The following is a 16642-nucleotide window of genomic DNA, read 5'->3' on the forward strand; positions in this document are numbered from 1 at the left end:
GGTGTGCCTGCTTGCGGCGTTGAAATCAGTACAGCGTTTCCAGCGATACACAGGGCAGCGCGGGCAAGCCCTGCCCGGCCACGGCCGCGGCGATCAGCGCATCGGACTGCGCCACGTCGATGCCCTGGCGCGGGTACCAGTCCGGGTTGTAGTAGCTGTGCGCATAGCGCTCGCCGCTGTCGCACAGAATGGTCACGATCGAACCGGTGCGGCCGGCCTGGCGCATCAGCTCGGCGGCCTGCAGCACGCCGATGAAGTTGGTGCCGGTGGAACCGCCGACGCGACGCCCCAGCTGGCGGCTGACATGGCGCATCGCCGCCAGGCTGAGTGCATCGGGCACCTTGACCATCGCATCAACGCTGGTCGGGATGAAACTCGATTCCACCCGCGGCCGGCCGATGCCTTCCACCCGCGAACCGCCGCTGCAGGTGAGCTCGCGCCACGGCTGCCCGGCCAGCGCCGCGCAGTAGCCGTCGTAGAACACCGACACTTCCGGGTCCGCACACAGGATGCGGGTGTCGTGGCGGCGATAGCTGACATAGCGACCCAGCGTGGCTGCGGTGCCGCCGGTTCCCGGGCTGCACACGATCCACTCCGGCACCGGATGCGGCTCTTCGGCCATCTGCTTGAAGATCGACTCGGCGATGTTGTTATTGGCGCGCCAGTCGGTGGCCCGCTCGGCATAAGTGAACTGGTCCATGAAGTGGCCGCCGGTTTCACGGGCCAGTGCTTCGGAATCGCAGTTCAGGTCGCAGGCGCGCTCGACCAGGTGACAGCGGCCGCCATGGAACTCGATCGCGGCGATCTTCTCCGGCGAGGTGGTGGCCGGCATCACCGCGATGAACGGCAGCCCCAGCAGTCGTGCGAAATAGGCCTCGGATACCGCGGTGGAGCCGCTGGACGCCTCGATCACCGGGCGCCCCTCGCGCAGCCAGCCGTTGGTCAGCGCGTACAGGAACAGCGAGCGCGCCAGGCGGTGCTTGAGGCTGCCGGTGGGATGGCTGGACTCGTCCTTGAAGTACAGGTCGATGCCGGCATGCCCGGGCAGATCCATCGGGATCAGGTGGGTATCGGCCGAACGGTTGAAATCGGCTTCGATCTTGCGGATGGCGGCGGCCACCCATTCACGTTGGGACATGGATGAACACTTGAAGGAAGGCTGAGCGGATTCTACTGCGTCTGCCCGGCGGGCACCGGCGCGGCCATGTTCCGCGCGGGGCAATGCTATGGTGTGGGCCGATCCCGGACCCACACCCGCCACGATTTTGCGCCGCATTCTGCTGCCCCTGCTGTTGTGCCTGACCCTGATCGCCAGTGCGGTCGGGTCGGCGTGGGCCACCACGGCGATGGCGATGCCGGCACACGTGGCCATCGGCAGTGCCGAACCGCGCGGCTGTGATGACGTGGTTCCGGGCCTGCACGCCGACCGCGACAGCGGGCATCCCGCGCCCAGCGCCGGGTGCGGCGATGGCAAGCACTGCGAGTGCCCCCAGCACGGCACCGCCGTGACCCCGGCGCTGCTGCCGTTGCTGGCCGGTGTTGCCCGGATCGATGCAGCACTGCCGGCGCAGGCCGCGGTGGCCAGCACGGTGCCGGATCGTCTGATCCGCCCCCCCATCGCCTGAGCCCACGCCGGCGACGCACCACCCGACGGCGCTGCGTACGTAAACGCTGCACGCCGCGATGTCAGCCACTGCCCCTGCCCGGATCCGATCCCGCCCCGCGCCTGATCGTTCCGGACGGCATGCCGTCGTCCGCGCGCCTGCAGCCCTGCGCCGCCCAACGTCTTCCCATTCATTTCCAAGGATTTCCATGCGCCTCTACACCGTACTGGCCGTTACCACCCTGCTTGCCTGCGCGCCCACCGTGATGGCGCAGCACACGCACGCCGCACACGATCCGCATGCCGGCCACAACGCACCGGCTGCTGCAGTAGCGCCGGCAAGCAAGCACGCAGCCGCGTTCAAGCAGCTCGACAAGAACGGCGATGGCTTCATCGTGCGCAGCGAGCTGCCCAGCACGCACCCGCTGCTGCCGCACTTCGCCATGAGTGATCGCAACCGCGACGGCAAGCTCGATGCGAAGGAATTCGATGCCGGCATGAGCATGCTGTGACCCTACTGTCCGCGCACGGCACACACGGCCGTGCGCGGCATTCTGCAAGGAACCCCGCTTCATGAAACGCTTTATGAGAATCACTGTTTCCGCCGCATGGCTGCTCAGCACCACCCTGCTGGTCAGTGCCTGCAATGCCGCTGACGGCGCCAGCGTGGCCGCCACTCCGTCACCGCCTGCAACGCCTGCGACACCTGCGACGACATCCCTGCCCCTGGTCACGGTGTACAAGAGCCCGGATTGCGGCTGCTGCGGCGTCTGGGTCGAGCACGTCCGCAAGGCCGGCTTCCCGGTGCGCGTGAACGATACCGACGACATGGCTGCGATCAAGCAGCGCCTCGGCATCCCTGCCGAGATGCAGTCCTGCCATACCGCCGAGGTCGACGGTTACGTGGTCGAAGGGCATGTGCCGGTCGCCGATATCCAGCGTCTGCTGGCTGAACGCCCGCAGGGACGTGGTCTGGTGCTGCCCGGCATGCCGATCGGCTCGCCCGGCATGGAATCGCCGGATGGCTACACCCAACCCTTCACGGTGGGCCTGCTGGAAGCAGGGGGTGAGGTTCGCGGGTTCTCCGAACACCCCTGATACCCACCGCCCTGCCGGCACACCGCCGGCAGGGCGTGGCCATTCAGATCTTGAAGTCGTCGTAGGCGATGCGCGCCTCGTCCACGCCCAACCGCTGCAACAGCTGGCGTGTCGCCGCCAACATCGCCGGCGGGCCGCACAGATAGAACTCACACGCAGCCAGATCCGGATGCTGCTGCAACAGGCGTGCGTGCATCACCTCGTGCACATGGCCACCGACCTCGCCCGCCGCAGTCCCCGCGCCACCGGCCGGGTCCGACCACACCGGGTGCCAGCTGAAGTTCGGGTGGCGCTGCGCCAGCGCCTGCATCTGCGGGTCGTACGGACAGTCGCGCGCGTTCCTGGCGCCATACCAGTAGTGGATACGCTCCTGCCCGCCTTCGCCCAGGCGCTGGTGGATCATTGCGCGCAACGGGGCCATGCCCGCACCAGCGCCCACGAAGACCTTCTCACGCTGCACCCCGCTCAGCGCGAAGTCGCCGAACGGCCCGCTGAAGCGCACGCGATCGCCTTCGCGCAGGGTGTAGAGATAGGTCGACCCCTTGCCGGGGGGATGCCGCTTCTGTTCGTGCCAGCCGGGACTGAAGCGCGCCAGCAACTGCAGGCGCCCCTGCGCATCGTTCACCGGCAGCGACAGCGAGTACGAACGACGCACCGCGCTGCGGTTCTGCAGTTTCGCCGGCAACGCCAGCGCATCCCAATCCTGCCGATGCGCATCGGGATGCCACAGGGTGCTGCGTGCCAGCTCGTACGCGGGGACATGCAGCTGCAGGTAGCAGCCGGGCTGGAACTGCGCATCGGCCGGATGATCCGGACGCAGGTGGATCTCACGCAGGAAGGGGGTCACCGCCTCCACCTTCTCCACCGTCGCGGTGTACTCGGTCCACAGGCTGGCACCACCGGCCACTTCGATCTCCAGATCCTCATCCACCGACACATTGCAGGCCAGGCGGCATCCCACCTTGACCTTGGCCGCCGGCAGATGCGCGCGATCCGCCGCCGTGGCCTGTGCTGCAGTACCGCGCACGCGTACCTCGCACAACCCACAGCTCTGGCCACCCCCGCAGTTGGACGGCAGCTGGATGCCCTCGCGCGACAGCGCCAGATACACGCTGTCCCCGCTGGCGGCAGCTACCGTACGCAGCAGCGCACCGCCCGGGGCAAACACCGCCACCTGGCGCCGACGCCGCCAGCGCCGCGGAATGAACTCACGCAGATGGAAGCTTGCCACCAGCAACCAGATGCCGGTCAGCGACAGCCACAGTCCACCGATGCCCATACCCACCACGATCGGATTGTTGAAATTGGCGCGGTGGGTGTAATCCATGATGTGCAGCATCCAGAACACATCGAACAGGCGCCAGGTGGCGTTGCGATGCTCCAGTACCTCACCGCTCTGCGCCGAGACGTACACCGTCGTATCGACGTCATCAGCGAAGTCCACCCGCCAGACCGGATCAGGATGGGCGCGTGTTTCCAGCGTGCTGTCCAGATGCACCGGCGTGGCCGCCAATCCGGTCCCGCGATACGACGCCTGCGCCAGGCGTAGTGCCCAACGTGGGTCGATCTCGATGCGCCGGCCGGTATAGGCATCGATCACCTCGCTGCCTTCGGGCGACAGCAGTCGATATACCGGCCGCTCCAGCAACCAGCCGGTATCCAGCGTGGCCGCCGGGTTGCGGGCCGCGCGCAGGGCGTCGCCCGGTGCCAACGTCGCCGCGGGCCATGCGGGTGCGGCGGGCGCAGGGGCGCGCTGCGCGCTGCCCTTGATTTTCTGCGGGTCCAGCAGGCTCATCATCAGGCCACTGCCCAGCCAGAGCAGGAACTGCAGGCCGACGATCAACCCCACCCATTTGTGCAGCCTGCGCATCCACGGGGTCATGACGACCTCCGCGTGCGGAAGCTGTAGAACAGCAGCCAGGCGCCACTCAGCGCGAACCCAAGGCCCGCGATCGCGGCAACCCGCAGCAGGAGATTGTTGACGTCGGTGCGGTTCTCGTAATCCATGATGTGGAACATCCACAGGAAATCGAACCAGCGCCACAGGCTGTGTCGGCGGGCCAGCAGATCGCCGCTGTCCGGCGACAGGTACAGCGTGGTGTCGCCGCGGTCGGCGAAACGCACCGCCCACATCGGCACCGGCCGGGTCTTTACTTCCGACGGGGCCTGGGTAATCCATTCCACCGCGCTGACCTTGCCATCGCCCTGGTACAGCGACTGGGCCAGCGCAATGGCCTGGTCGCGGTCCAACGGCGGCAGCCGGTCACCACTGCGGGCATCCACCCGGAAGCTGCCGGTGCTGTCGCGCACCAGGAACATCTCGCGTCCCAGCACCTGCTTGAGCTGGAACGCGCGCAGCGCCGGGTAGCGCGCCACCAGCTCGGCAGGGCCAACACGCGCGCCCTCCCGTTGCAGTACCTCGCCATGCGCATGGGCCAGATGGTCGCCGTGGATCACCTCCAGCGGCACCACCGTCATGTACACGCCGCTGAGCATCCACAGCAACGCCTGCACGCCTACGATCAGACCGATCCATTTGTGGGCACGCCGTGCCCAGAATGCGGGTTTCATTGTCTTCATCCTCTCTCGGGAATGCCGTCCCGCCGGCGGACCGGCGGGACGCACTCAATCACCAGCGATAGCCGATGCGCGCATACCAGCGACGACCCAGCAGGTCATAGGTCATCGTGTCGGTGTTGGCATCGGTATAGCTCTGGATGAAGGGGGCCCGTTTGTTGAAGACGTTGTCCAGGCCCAGCGTCAGGTCAAGCGCCTTGGTCGCGGCGTACTTGGCCTGCAGGTTGTGATACACCACGCTCGGTGCGTGATCGCCGATGGCGCCACGCGCGGCGTTGATGTCGTCGGCCCGGCCGATGTACTGCGCCGACCAGCTTCCCGACCACGCATCGCGGGCGACATTCAACGCGCCCAGCGCGCGCCACTTGGCATAGCTGCCACGACCCCCGGTGATCTTTCCTGCGTACTCGATCACCGCCGCCCCGGCATACGGACGCACGTCGTAGCGATGCAGGTAGGACGCATCGGCACTGACGCTGGCCGTCAGGCCGGCTACGCTGAACTCATACAGCGCGCCGAGATCGACGCCGGATGCGCGTTCGTCGGCCGCGTTGACCGGTTGCGAGGACAGGAAATCGACCTCGCCGGTGCGCGGATTGCGGGTGAAGTTGCTGGCATCGCAGAACGGATGCGCCAGGCCGGGCGTGTTGTAGCAGATCGCCAGTTTGGTCGATCCGGCAACGCGCTGGATCGCGTTCTTGATGCGGATGTTGTAGTAGTCCGCGGTCAGGGTCAGCCCGGTCAGGAACTGCGGCGTCCACACCACGCCGGCGGTGATCGAGGTTGCATCTTCCGGGCTCAGCTGCGCGTTGCCGCCGGACGTGGTCAGGATGGTGTTGCCCGGCTGCACGTAGTTGGCCGGCACGCCCGCCGCCTGGCAGTTGCCCCGCACCACCGAATCGCCCGGCAGGCTGCTCCACCTGCTGCACGGATCGGTGGTGGTCAGATTGCCCTCGGCGATGCCACCGAACAGTTCGGGAATATTCGGAATGCGGAACGCGGTGGCATAGGTACCACGCACCTTCAAGGCATGATTGACCTGCCAGTCCAGGCCGACCTTGTAGTTCACATCGCGTCCGAACAGATCGTAATCCGACAGACGCGCCGCCAGGTTGAGGTACAGCGAATCAGCGATCACGCTGTCCTGCAGCAGGGGCACCGCCAGCTCCACATAGGCTTCCTTGGCGGTGTACTCGCCGGAGATCGGATCCTGCTGGTTGGTGTTGCCGATACCCAGCGCCGTCAGCACATCCGGATTGCGCCAGCCGCGCTCCTTGCGTACTTCCACACCGGTGGCAAAGCCCACCCAGCCGGCGGGCAGCTCGAAGATCTGGCCACTGAGGCTGGCGGTGAAGCTCTTCTGCTCGTTGCCGCCGGTATCGCGCGAGGTGTAGAGGATGTAGTCCAGTACTTCGCGGGACAGGTTGCCGTAGCCCAGGTAGTTGCCGCAGGGAATCGCCGCGCCCGGCAACGGGCTGCAGATCGCGCGGTTCAAGGTCTGGTCGACGCGATCCAGGTTGGCGATGTTGTCCGACCCATCCGTGCCGGTGTTGCGGCCCATGTTGAAGGCCGCCGACCAGTCCCAGCCCACGCCGAACTGCCCCTGCAGCCCGACGACGGCGCGGTAGGTGTTGGTCTCCTGCGAGAAATGCCGCACACCGGCCTCTTCCAGGCGCCGGCGCTGCAGCAGCAGGGCCTGGCCGGTCGGGTTGGTCGGGTGATCGGCGGCGATGTTGATCGGGCGATACACGCCCAGCGCACCGGACGTGGCCAGCTGATCGGACTGGCGATTGGTGTACATCAGCTCGGTGAACATACGCACGTTGTCGCTGAGCTGGCTGTCGCCGAACACGCTCAGGCTCAGCCGCTTGATCGGGTTGACTGCATTGAGCGAGGGGTTGCCGTTGTAGTTGTGCTTGGCCGCGTTGTAGGTCTCGAACGGGGGATCACCGGGCTGCTGGCTGAAATTGATCCGCGAACCATCGGCCAGCAACGCGCGGCCGCCCACGGTGGCCGAGCTGCCCGAGCAGACCAGCTTGCCGCCGGATTCAATCAGCCCGCACGGCGCGCGCGAGGCCATGTTGACGCTGCCGCCTTCGGCATAGTTGATACCGGCCATCAGCGTGCCACGCTCGCCGGTCACTCCCCAGACCAGGTCCACGGCGGTGTCATCGCCATCGCCGCGGGTGGTTTCGCCGTAGCGCACCGACGCCTGCACGCCGTCGAAACCCTTGCGGGTGATGATGTTGACCACGCCGGCCACGGCATCCGCGCCGTAGATGGCCGAGGCCCCGTCCTTCAATACTTCAACCCGCTCGATCAGCGCCACCGGAATGACATTGAGGTCGACCGAGCTGTTGGCACCGGTACCGCCGTTGACGATACGGCGGCCGTTGAGCAGCACCAGCGTGCGGTTGATGCCCAGGCCACGCAGGTTGACCTGGGTGGTGCCATAGCCATTTTCCGCCCAGTAGGCGTTGCTCTGGCTGCCGGCGAAACCGGCCGACGCCGGCAGGCGCTGCAGCAGGGTTTCCACCGAGGTGGCACCGGAGCGCTGGATCGTTTCGGCGTCGATCACGCTGACCGGGCCGACGCCCGACAGCTGCGCGCGCTTGATGTGGCTGCCGGTCACCTGGACGGTATCCAGCGTGCGTGCACCGGTATCGCTGGAGGGGTTCTGCTGGGCATGCAGCACCGGGGTGACACCGGCACACAGCAGCGTGCCGATGGCCAGGGCCAGGGCATTGGACTTCACGTACATGTTCTCTCTCCCGCTTGGGGTCTTGTCATTTGGCAAGATCCGCGGGCCGGGTCGGCCACGGCGGATCACATCAGGCGTCCAATCGACGCCGGAACGACAAGATCAGGCGATGGGAGGTCGGAAGACCCGCGAGAGCTTCCGCGGTGGTACCTGCAGCGGCGGGAACAGGGTATCCATCGCAATCGGCGCGTGCCGACTGGCATACAGCGTGGTCCCCGAGGGCGGATAGAAGGTCAGCACGCAGACGCAGTCACACGCGGCGCGGTCGGTGCAGGTACCGTCGCCGCTGTCCGGGGCATTGGCGTGGCCACCATGAGCAGCAGGTGCCGGCTGGGTGCCCTGCGCGGGCGGATCGCAGGCTTCCTGGGCGAAGCCACCCTGGTCCGTGGCCAGCGCTGCGCTGGTCGCCATCGCATGCAGGGCCATGCGCGTGCTCGCCCATGCGCCGAGCACGCCATCGGCGCCCAGCAGGCAGATCAGCAGCAGTGGCAACAGCAGGCGGTACGACATGGCGCGCTCAACAGCCTCTCGTGATTTGTATATACAAATATTGAATAGCGCGTCGGAGGGACCGCCGTCAACTCCCGCCACATCACCGGGAGGTCCCGACGCGCGTGCTTTCGGTCGTTGCCGGGCGTAAACCCCCGTGCCCACGGCATCCGTGCGCTGCATCCCTGCAGAAGTAAATCTGTCGCGGCGCGTCCCCAGCGCCTCGTTCACCCTGCACTGCAGCATCGTCAGCGCGCAGGTCCACGCTCGCCTCCACAATGCATGGTTTCGCAGGAATTCGCACGTGATTTCACGGGTGCGTATCGACCTCGCCCACTCGTTTCACCTGCAACTTTTCAGGCGCCCTGCTCATCGGAGCATCCGCACGTCACCTGCGATCCGTAAACTTGTTGGCACGGATTGAATCGCCCGTCTTTACACCGCAACAGGACCCCCCACATGAGCTTCCCCACTGCACTTGACCACCCCGGCGTCGCCGCCCAGGTGCCCGCCGAAACCGCCGGCTTCGTCTTCAACCACACCATGCTCCGCGTCAAGGACATCGCCGCCTCGCTGGGCTTCTATACCGGCGTGCTCGGCTTCCGCCTGATCGATCAGCGCGACTTCCCCGAGGCCGAATTCAGCCTGTACTTCCTGGCCCTGCTGCCGCCCGGCACGCAGATCCCCGAGGGCGACGACGCCCGCCGCGTGTGGATGGCCGGCATCCCCGGCGTGCTGGAACTCACCCACAATCACGGCAGCGAAAAGCAGGCCAGCGCGGTGTACCACAACGGCAACAGCGACCCGCGTGGCTTCGGCCACATCTGCATCTCGGTGCCGGACATCCAGGCCGCCTGCGCGCGCTTCGATGACCTGCAGGTGCCCTACCAGAAGCGCCTGGAAGACGGCCGCATGAAGCACCTGGCCTTCATCAAGGACCCGGATGGCTACTGGGTGGAGATCATCTCCAACACCCCGATCGCCTGACCGCGAACGCGCGGATGCACGGGTACCGGCCGTGGGCCGGTGCCCGCCATGCAGGCGCGTCGGCACGGTGGTATATCTGCGCACCGGACAACCCAACGGAGTGCACATGGAAACCATGGAACTGCATCGCGGCCGCCTGATCGACCACCTGCAACTGGTCGTCAAGGATCTCGCCGCCAGCCGCCGTTTCTACCAGGCGGTGCTGGACACCCTCGGCATCCCGATTGCCGGTGAAGGCGAGAACTACTTCTGGGCGGACGAACTGTTCGTCTCCAGCGCCGACAGCGAGGCGGCAGCAGGCAAGCTCACCGGCCGCCACCATCTGGCCTTCCAGGCACGCGACCGCGCCACCGTGGAGGCCTTCCACACGGCCGCACTGGCCAGCGGCGGCACCGACAACGGTGCGCCGGGCGAGCGCCCCTATCACCCGGGTTACTACGCCGCCTTCGCGATCGACCCCGATGGCAACAACATCGAAGTGGTGTACCACGGGCCGGCGAGCTACAGCGCCGATTCGGTGAAGGTGACGTTCTAACGGACGCCCCGCGCTGCGGCGGGCCGGCATGCCATCGCCGCATCCGCTGTCAGCACAGCATGATCAGATAGCCCGCCATCGCGGCAGCGGCCATCCATAGGCACGCCATCAGCATCAGCCCGACCAGCGCGCAGAGCAGGCGCCAGTGCAGCCGCGCACCCCGGCTACGGGTGAATAGCCACCAGGCCAGGCAGGGCCCGCCGATGAAGCCGGCGCCGAGCAGCACGATACCCAGCCAGCCGATCCATTCCGGTTTGTGGCCCGCTTCGAGCGGGCATTGGGTGGTCGCATAGGCAACCGGCACCAGCAGATACAGCAGCGCCGGCAGGAGCCGGCGCAACCAGGTACCGACCCGCGGCCGGTACCGTCGGCGCACACTGTGCGCCGCCGTACAGTCAACGCTCGGCGTCAATGCGCCGCCATGTAGATGTCCTGCAGCACGGCCTTCTCCAGCTCGAGTTCGCTGAGCAGGTTCTTCACGATATCGCCCAGGCTCAGGATGCCGACCAGCCTGGCATCTTCGGTGACCATCAGATGGCGGTGACGCGAGTACGTCATCAGCGCCATGGCCTGCTTGAGCGTCGCATCCGGGGCGATGCCTTCCAGGCCTGCCGAAGACAAACTGGAAATCACCCGCCGACCTGCCTGGGGGCCATCCTCGGCCAGGCTGCGCACGATGTCCTTCTCCGAAATGATCCGGACCGGCGCATCGTCCTTCATCACCACCAGGGCAGCGATCTTGTGCGCGCTCATCTTGTGCGCGGCAGCACCGATCGTGTCTTCCACATCGATGGTGACAATTGCTTCTTTCTTGGTTTGCAGCAGTTCGCGGACGTTCATTCTTGTTTCCTGTTACAGGCTACTGAAGTCGAAAGATGCCGCACTTCGCCGGTCCGTGTTGTGCATCAACAGGCGAAATGCTTGATCGCGAACGAGGTCATCTGCAGCCCTTCGGCGGCGGCCTCGATCAACGCGATTCTACGACTGCCCCCGGACGATAACGTCGGCATTTTTGGGACGGTTCGTCGTAGAACCGGCTGACAACCCCGAGAATGGCACCGCGAGTAAAACCGTCGCTGAATGCCGGCGTCCAGGACCGCTAAAGTTCCGTTACCGACGGCCGGTGGAGCCACCCCATGGGTGGCTGCGCGTTGCACCGTACGCAAGAGCAGCCACCCATGGGGTGGCTCTACCTTTGGGTGGTCGCTTTACTCTACCGTCACGCTCTTGGCCAGGTTACGCGGCTTGTCCACGTCGGTGCCGCGCGCCAGGGCGGTGTGATATGCCAGCAGCTGCACCGGGATGGTGTGCACCACCGGGCTGAGCACGCCGGAATGACGCGGGGTGCGGATCACGTGCACGCCTTCGGACTCGACGAAGTTGCTGTCCTGGTCGGCGAACACGAACAGTTCGCCGCCACGCGCACGCACTTCCTGCATGTTCGATTTCACCTTCTCCAGCAGGCTGTCGTTCGGCGCGATCACCACCACCGGCATGTCCTCATCCACCAGCGCCAGCGGCCCGTGCTTGAGCTCACCGGCCGGGTAGGCTTCGGCGTGGATGTAGGTGATCTCCTTCAGCTTGAGCGCACCTTCCAGCGCGATCGGGTAGTGCAGGCCGCGGCCGAGGAACAGCGCGCTGCTCTTGCGTGCGAAGCGCTCGGCCCAGGCGGCGATCTGCGGCTCCATGTTCAGCGCGTGCTGCACGCTGCCGGGCAGGAAACGCAGCTGCTCCAGGTAGTCCGCTTCCTGCGCCGCATCGATGCGGCCGTGCAGCTTGCCCAGCACCACAGTCAACTGGAACAGCGCGGCCAGCTGGGTGGTGAAGGCCTTGGTCGAGGCCACGCCGATCTCGGCGCCGGCGCGGGTGTAGCAGACCAGTTCGCTGGCGCGCGGAATCGCGCTTTCCGGCACGTTGCAGATCGACAGCGTGTGCAGGTGGCCCAGTGATTTGGCGTACTTCAGCGCCTCCATCGTGTCCAGGGTTTCGCCGGACTGGGAGATGGTGACGATCAGGTGTTTGGGGTTGGCATACGCGGCGCGGTAGCGGTACTCGCTGGCGATCTCCACGCTGCACGGCAGCCCGGCGATGCCTTCGATCCAGTACCGCGCGGTCAGCCCGGCGTAATAGCTGGTGCCGCAGGCGATGATCTGCACGCCTTCGATGCCCGACAACACCGCTTCGGCATTCTTGCCGAACAGTTCGGCCGGGAAACCACCGGCGTCGATCGCCGCTTCGATGGTGTCACCCAGCGCGCGCGGCTGCTCGTGGATTTCCTTCTGCATGAAGTGGCGGTACGGGCCCAGCTCCAGCGAAGCCAGCGACACATCGGACAGGTGGATATCACGCACGACCGGCTGGTTGTGCTCGTCGAACACCTGCACGCCGTCGCGGCGGATGTCGGCGGTATCGCCTTCTTCCAGGAAGATCACCTTGCGCGTGGCCGAGAGGATCGCCGAGACGTCAGAGGCCACGAAGTTCTCACCCTCGCCCAGGCCGACCAGCAGCGGGCAACCCATCCGCGCGCACACGAAGTGCTCGGGCTCGGCGCGGCTCATCACCGCCAGCGCGTAGGCGCCGGTGAGTTCCTTGACCGTGCGCTGCAGCGCCGACAGCAGGCTGTCGCCTTCCTTGAGGTGGTGGTGCATCAGATGCGCGATCACTTCGGTGTCGGTCTGCGACTCGAAGACATAGCCCAGCGCGCGCAGCTTCTCGCGCTGTTCTTCATGGTTCTCGATGATGCCGTTGTGGACCAGCGCCACGCCGTGGCTGATGTGCGGGTGCGCATTGGCCTCGGTCACGCCGCCGTGGGTGGCCCAGCGGGTATGCCCGATACCGAGCATCGAATCGAAGCCTTCGCTGGCGGCGGCCTTTTCCATCTCGGCCACGCGCCCGGTGCGGCGTACCCGGCGCAGGTCCGGCTGGGTCTGGCGCTGGTCGAGCACGGCGATGCCGGAGGAGTCGTAGCCGCGGTATTCCAGCCGCTTCAGCCCTTCGATGAGTACCGGTACCACATCGCGATCCGCGATCGCCCCCACAATGCCGCACATAGATTCTGATCCCAGGTATCGAGGCCCGCATTCTAGCGTGGCCCCTGTGTCCGGCATGCCGCTGTCCGCTTAACGAAAGTGTCCGGCGCACTGTCCGCGGACACCCGGACATGCCGGGACAAATCGCAACCCATTGATTTTGAATGGCTAAAACTTGGCACGGAGCCTGCTTACTTCTTCGCAACCCAACCGCGAACGAGCCCGATGATCCGCGACACTTCCGCCCAGGACCAGACACTCTCCGTTGCCAGCACCGCCGCGCCGTGGAAGCGCTGGCTGTGGCCGGCGGTCGCCGCGCTGGTGGTGCTGCTGGCAATCGGCTTCGCCGCCCGCGCCTGGCTCGGTGCCAGCCGCTCCTTCGACAGCGCCCGGGTCCGCATCGCCGAGGTCAAGCGCGGCGACATGGTCCGCGACATCGCCGCCGACGGCCGCGTGATCGCCGCCAACAGCCCGGTGCTGTACGCCATTTCCGCCGGTACGGTGACCCTGAAGGTGGTCGCCGGCGACGTGGTCAAGCAGGGCCAGGAGCTGGCGGTCATCGACAGCCCGGAACTGCGCAGCAAGCTGGCCCAGGAACAGGCCACCCTGGCCGGCCTGGAAGCCGAAGCCGGCCGCGCCGGGCTGGATGCCACCCTGGCCCGCGCCACCGCACAGAAGGACACCGACCAGGCCACCATCGACCGCCAGGCTGCCGTGCGCGACCTGGAGCGCTACCAGCGCGGCTTCGATGGCGGCGCGGTGCCGCAGGTGGATGTGGCCAAGGCCACCGACACCGTCAAGAAGTCCGAACTGCAGCTGGCGCATGCGCGCAAGGACGCCACCCTGAAGGCCCAGGGCGCCGACCTGGATGCGCGCAACAAGCGCCTGCTGGCCGACCGTCAGCGCGCCGTGGTGACCGAAGTGGAGCGCCAGGTCGATGCCCTGACCCTGCGCGCGCCGTTCGACGGCCAGGTGGGCCAGGTCCAGGCTACCCAGCACACGAATGTGGTCGCCAACGCGCCGATCCTGGGTGTGGTTGACCTGTCGCGCTTCGAGATCGAAATCAAGGTGCCGGAGAGCTTCGCCCGCGAGCTGTCGCTGGGCATCCCGGCGCAGCTGACCAGCGGCAACGGCCAGCCGTTCCCGGGCGAGATTTCGGCCGTGTCCCCGGAAGTGGTCGCCGGTGAAGTCACCGCGCGTATCCGCTTTGCCGACAAGCAGCCGCAGGGCCTGCGCCAGAGCCAGCGGATGCAGGCGCGCGTACTGCTCGATACCCGCCGCAATGTGATCAAGGTTGAACGCGGTCCGTTCGTCGAACAGGGCAACGGCCAGGCCTACGTCATGGACGGTAGCACCGCGGTGCGCCGCCCGGTCAAGCTCGGCGTCAGCAGCCTGGGCGAAGTGGAAATCCTTTCTGGCCTGCAACCCGGCGATCGCGTCGTGGTCTCGGGCAGCGATCTGTTCGGCGATGCCGATCACGTCTCCATCAACTAATTCAACTTCAACGAACCGCAAAGGAAATCAGTCATGCTCGAGATGCGCTCGGTTGCCAAAGTATTCCGTACCGAACAGGTGGAAACCCATGCCCTGCGGTCGTTGGACCTGCATGTTCGTGAGGGGGAGTTCGTCGCCGTCACCGGTCCGTCCGGTTCGGGCAAGACCACCTTCCTCAACATCGCCGGCCTGCTGGAAACCTTCACCAGCGGCACCTACATGCTCGACGGCCAGGACGTGAGCAAGCTCGGCGACGATGCACGCAGCCGCCTGCGCAACCAGAAAATCGGCTTCATCTTCCAGGGCTTCAACCTGATCTCCGACCTGAACCTGTTCGACAACGTCGACGTGCCGCTGCGTTACCGCGGCATGCCGGCCGCCGAGCGCCGCCAGCGCATCGAGAAGGCACTGGGCCAGGTCGGCCTGGGCTCGCGGATGAAGCACTACCCCTCCGAACTGTCCGGCGGCCAGCAGCAGCGTGCGGCCATCGCCCGTGCACTGGCCGGCAGCCCGCGCCTGCTGCTGGCCGATGAACCGACCGGCAACCTGGACAGCCAGATGGCCCGTGGGGTGATGGAACTGCTGGAGGAAATCAACGCCGCCGGCACCACCATCGTCATGGTCACCCATGACCCGGAACTGGCCGCCCGCGCGCAGCGCAACGTGCACATCGTCGATGGCCAGGCCACCGACCTGCTGCGCGAACCGGCGCTGAGCACCCCGCGTGCCGCGATCGCCACCGTCAACGACTGAGGCCACCATGCTCGCCTACTACTTCCGTCTGGCCCTGCGCAGCTTCCGGCGCAACAAGGTGCTGACCGCGCTGATGGTGATCGCCATCGCGCTGGGCATCGGCGCATCGATGACCACCCTGACCGTGTTCCACGTGTTGTCCGGCGACCCGATTCCGCAGAAGAGCAACCGCATTTTCAGCGTGCAGCTGGATCCGCAGCCGATGCTGGGTTACCAGCCCGGTGAAGAGCCGGCCGACCAGCTGACCCGTTTCGATGCCGAAGCGCTGCTGCGCGAGAAGCATGCCAAGCGGCAGGCCATGATGACCGGCGGCGGCGTCACCATCGAGCCGGAGAGCCGCACGTTGCGCTCCTTCGATACGGAGGCACGCTACACCGCGGCGGACTTCTTCCCGATGTTCGATACGCCCTTCCTGTACGGCCAAGGCTGGAAGTCGAGCGATGACGAGGCGCATGGCCGGGTCACGGTGATCTCGCGCACGCTCAACCAGAAGCTGTTCGACGGTGGCAACAGCGTGGGCAAGGCCGTGCGCATGGATGGCCATTCCTTCACCGTGGTCGGCGTGCTCGATGCCTGGAACCCGAACCCGCACTTCTATGACCTGGAGACCGGCAAGTACGGCGACAGCGAGGACGTGTTCGTTCCCTTCTCCACCGCGATGGACCTGAAATTCGGCCGCAGCGGCAACATGGATTGCTTCGGTCGCAGCAATGAAACCGACCCGGTCTCGCTCAACGCCAAGTGCACCTGGATCCAGTACTGGGTGGAGCTGGACAACCCCGGCCAGGCGTCCGACTACCGCGCTTATCTGGACAACTACTCCACGCAGCAGCGCGCGGCGGGCCGCTTCGAACGCCCCAACAACATCCGCCTGCGCAACGTCATGGAGTGGCTGGACTACAAGCAGGTGGTGCCCGGTGACGTGCGCCTGCAGCTGTGGCTGGCCATGGGCTTCCTGCTGGTCTGCCTGATCAACACCGTGGGCCTGCTGCTGGCCAAGTTCCTGCGCCGCAGTGGCGAGATCGGCGTGCGCCGTGCACTCGGTGCCAGCCGCGCGCAGATCTTCCTGCAGTCGCTGGTCGAAGCCGGCACGGTCGGCCTGGCCGGCGGTGTGCTGGGCCTCGGTCTGGCGATGCTGGGGCTGTATGCGGTGCGTCAGCAGCCGGTGGACTACGCCAAGCTGGCCACGCTGGACGCACAGATGCTGCTGGTGACCTTCGCACTGACCATGCTCGCCAGCCTGTTGGCCGGGTTCCTGCCGGCGCTGCGCGCCATGCAGGTCGCCCCCGCCATCCAACTCAAATCGCAGTAAGGAT

At 66.4% G+C, this 16642-nt stretch carries 16 protein-coding genes; 8 read left to right on the forward strand and 8 right to left on the reverse strand.

Annotated features, from left to right (window positions below; translation table 11 throughout):
* Positions 1-25 precede the first annotated feature (25 nt).
* Positions 26-1138 (reverse strand): PLP-dependent cysteine synthase family protein, encoded by a 1113-nt coding sequence (locus AC3IPM_RS16715; RefSeq protein ID WP_489301360.1) that lies wholly within the window; start codon positions 1136-1138, stop codon positions 26-28.
* Positions 1139-1265: 127 nt separating this feature from the next.
* Here AC3IPM_RS16715 and AC3IPM_RS16720 point away from each other — a divergent pair, with 127 nt between their 5' ends.
* The 3 genes from AC3IPM_RS16720 (at position 1266) to AC3IPM_RS16730 (ending at position 2701) form a co-directional block, all read left to right on the forward strand.
* Positions 1266-1625, forward strand: coding sequence for a CopL family metal-binding regulatory protein (locus AC3IPM_RS16720; RefSeq protein WP_489301362.1), 360 nt, complete (start codon positions 1266-1268; stop codon positions 1623-1625).
* A gap of 187 nt (positions 1626-1812) precedes the next feature.
* Entirely contained in the window at positions 1813-2115 is a 303-nt protein-coding gene (locus tag AC3IPM_RS16725) for an EF-hand domain-containing protein (RefSeq protein WP_489301364.1), read from the forward strand.
* A gap of 73 nt (positions 2116-2188) precedes the next feature.
* Positions 2189-2701, forward strand: a complete 513-nt coding sequence (locus AC3IPM_RS16730; RefSeq protein ID WP_489304189.1) for a DUF411 domain-containing protein — start codon at positions 2189-2191, stop codon at positions 2699-2701.
* Between the two features lie 43 nt (positions 2702-2744).
* Here AC3IPM_RS16730 and AC3IPM_RS16735 read toward each other — a convergent pair whose 3' ends face one another.
* The 4 genes from AC3IPM_RS16735 to AC3IPM_RS16750 form a co-directional block, all read right to left on the reverse strand.
* A complete protein-coding gene (locus tag AC3IPM_RS16735; protein ID WP_489301366.1) occupies positions 2745-4583 on the reverse strand; it encodes a PepSY domain-containing protein in 1839 nt (612 codons plus the stop codon).
* Positions 4580-5272: a PepSY domain-containing protein gene (locus AC3IPM_RS16740; protein ID WP_489301368.1), complete on the reverse strand. Its 693-nt coding sequence runs from the start codon at positions 5270-5272 to the stop codon at positions 4580-4582. The genes AC3IPM_RS16735 and AC3IPM_RS16740 overlap by 4 nt, the downstream gene beginning before the upstream one ends.
* Positions 5273-5330: 58 nt before the next feature.
* Positions 5331-8039, reverse strand: coding sequence for a TonB-dependent receptor (locus tag AC3IPM_RS16745; protein WP_489301370.1), 2709 nt, complete (start codon positions 8037-8039; stop codon positions 5331-5333).
* A gap of 102 nt (positions 8040-8141) precedes the next feature.
* The gene (locus AC3IPM_RS16750) at positions 8142-8549 is read right to left on the reverse strand and encodes a CopL family metal-binding regulatory protein (RefSeq protein ID WP_489301372.1); all 408 of its coding nucleotides are present in this window, start codon (positions 8547-8549) and stop codon (positions 8142-8144) included.
* A 438-nt stretch (positions 8550-8987) separates the two neighbouring features.
* On the opposite strand from AC3IPM_RS16750, the gene gloA reads away from it, so the two are divergent.
* Both gloA and AC3IPM_RS16760 read left to right on the forward strand, forming a co-directional pair.
* A complete protein-coding gene (gene gloA, locus AC3IPM_RS16755; RefSeq protein ID WP_489301374.1) occupies positions 8988-9515 on the forward strand; it encodes a lactoylglutathione lyase in 528 nt (175 codons plus the stop codon).
* Positions 9516-9621: 106 nt separating this feature from the next.
* Positions 9622-10050, forward strand: coding sequence for a VOC family protein (locus AC3IPM_RS16760; protein ID WP_489301376.1), 429 nt, complete (start codon positions 9622-9624; stop codon positions 10048-10050).
* 49 nt (positions 10051-10099) lie between these two features.
* Here the strand turns inward: AC3IPM_RS16760 and AC3IPM_RS16765 are convergent, their stop codons facing one another.
* From AC3IPM_RS16765 to glmS, 3 genes are all read right to left on the reverse strand, one after another.
* Positions 10100-10390: a hypothetical protein gene (locus tag AC3IPM_RS16765; protein WP_489301377.1), complete on the reverse strand. Its 291-nt coding sequence runs from the start codon at positions 10388-10390 to the stop codon at positions 10100-10102.
* Between the two features lie 68 nt (positions 10391-10458).
* On the reverse strand, positions 10459-10890 hold the full coding sequence (locus AC3IPM_RS16770) for a CBS domain-containing protein (protein ID WP_489301378.1): 432 nt from the start codon (positions 10888-10890) through the stop codon (positions 10459-10461).
* 368 nt (positions 10891-11258) lie between these two features.
* Entirely contained in the window at positions 11259-13100 is a 1842-nt protein-coding gene (gene glmS, locus AC3IPM_RS16775) for a glutamine--fructose-6-phosphate transaminase (isomerizing) (RefSeq protein WP_489301379.1), read from the reverse strand.
* 204 nt (positions 13101-13304) lie between these two features.
* Here glmS and AC3IPM_RS16780 point away from each other — a divergent pair, with 204 nt between their 5' ends.
* The 3 genes from AC3IPM_RS16780 to AC3IPM_RS16790 are packed head-to-tail and all read left to right on the forward strand — an operon-like array spanning position 13305 to position 16638.
* On the forward strand, positions 13305-14573 hold the full coding sequence (locus tag AC3IPM_RS16780; protein WP_489301380.1) for an efflux RND transporter periplasmic adaptor subunit: 1269 nt from the start codon (positions 13305-13307) through the stop codon (positions 14571-14573).
* Positions 14574-14606: 33 nt separating this feature from the next.
* The gene (locus AC3IPM_RS16785) at positions 14607-15326 is read left to right on the forward strand and encodes an ABC transporter ATP-binding protein (RefSeq protein WP_489301381.1); all 720 of its coding nucleotides are present in this window, start codon (positions 14607-14609) and stop codon (positions 15324-15326) included.
* A gap of 7 nt (positions 15327-15333) precedes the next feature.
* Positions 15334-16638: an ABC transporter permease gene (locus tag AC3IPM_RS16790; RefSeq protein ID WP_489301382.1), complete on the forward strand. Its 1305-nt coding sequence runs from the start codon at positions 15334-15336 to the stop codon at positions 16636-16638.
* Positions 16639-16642 lie beyond the last annotated feature (4 nt).

It is taken from the genome of Stenotrophomonas sp. GL_111 (genome assembly GCF_057835245.1).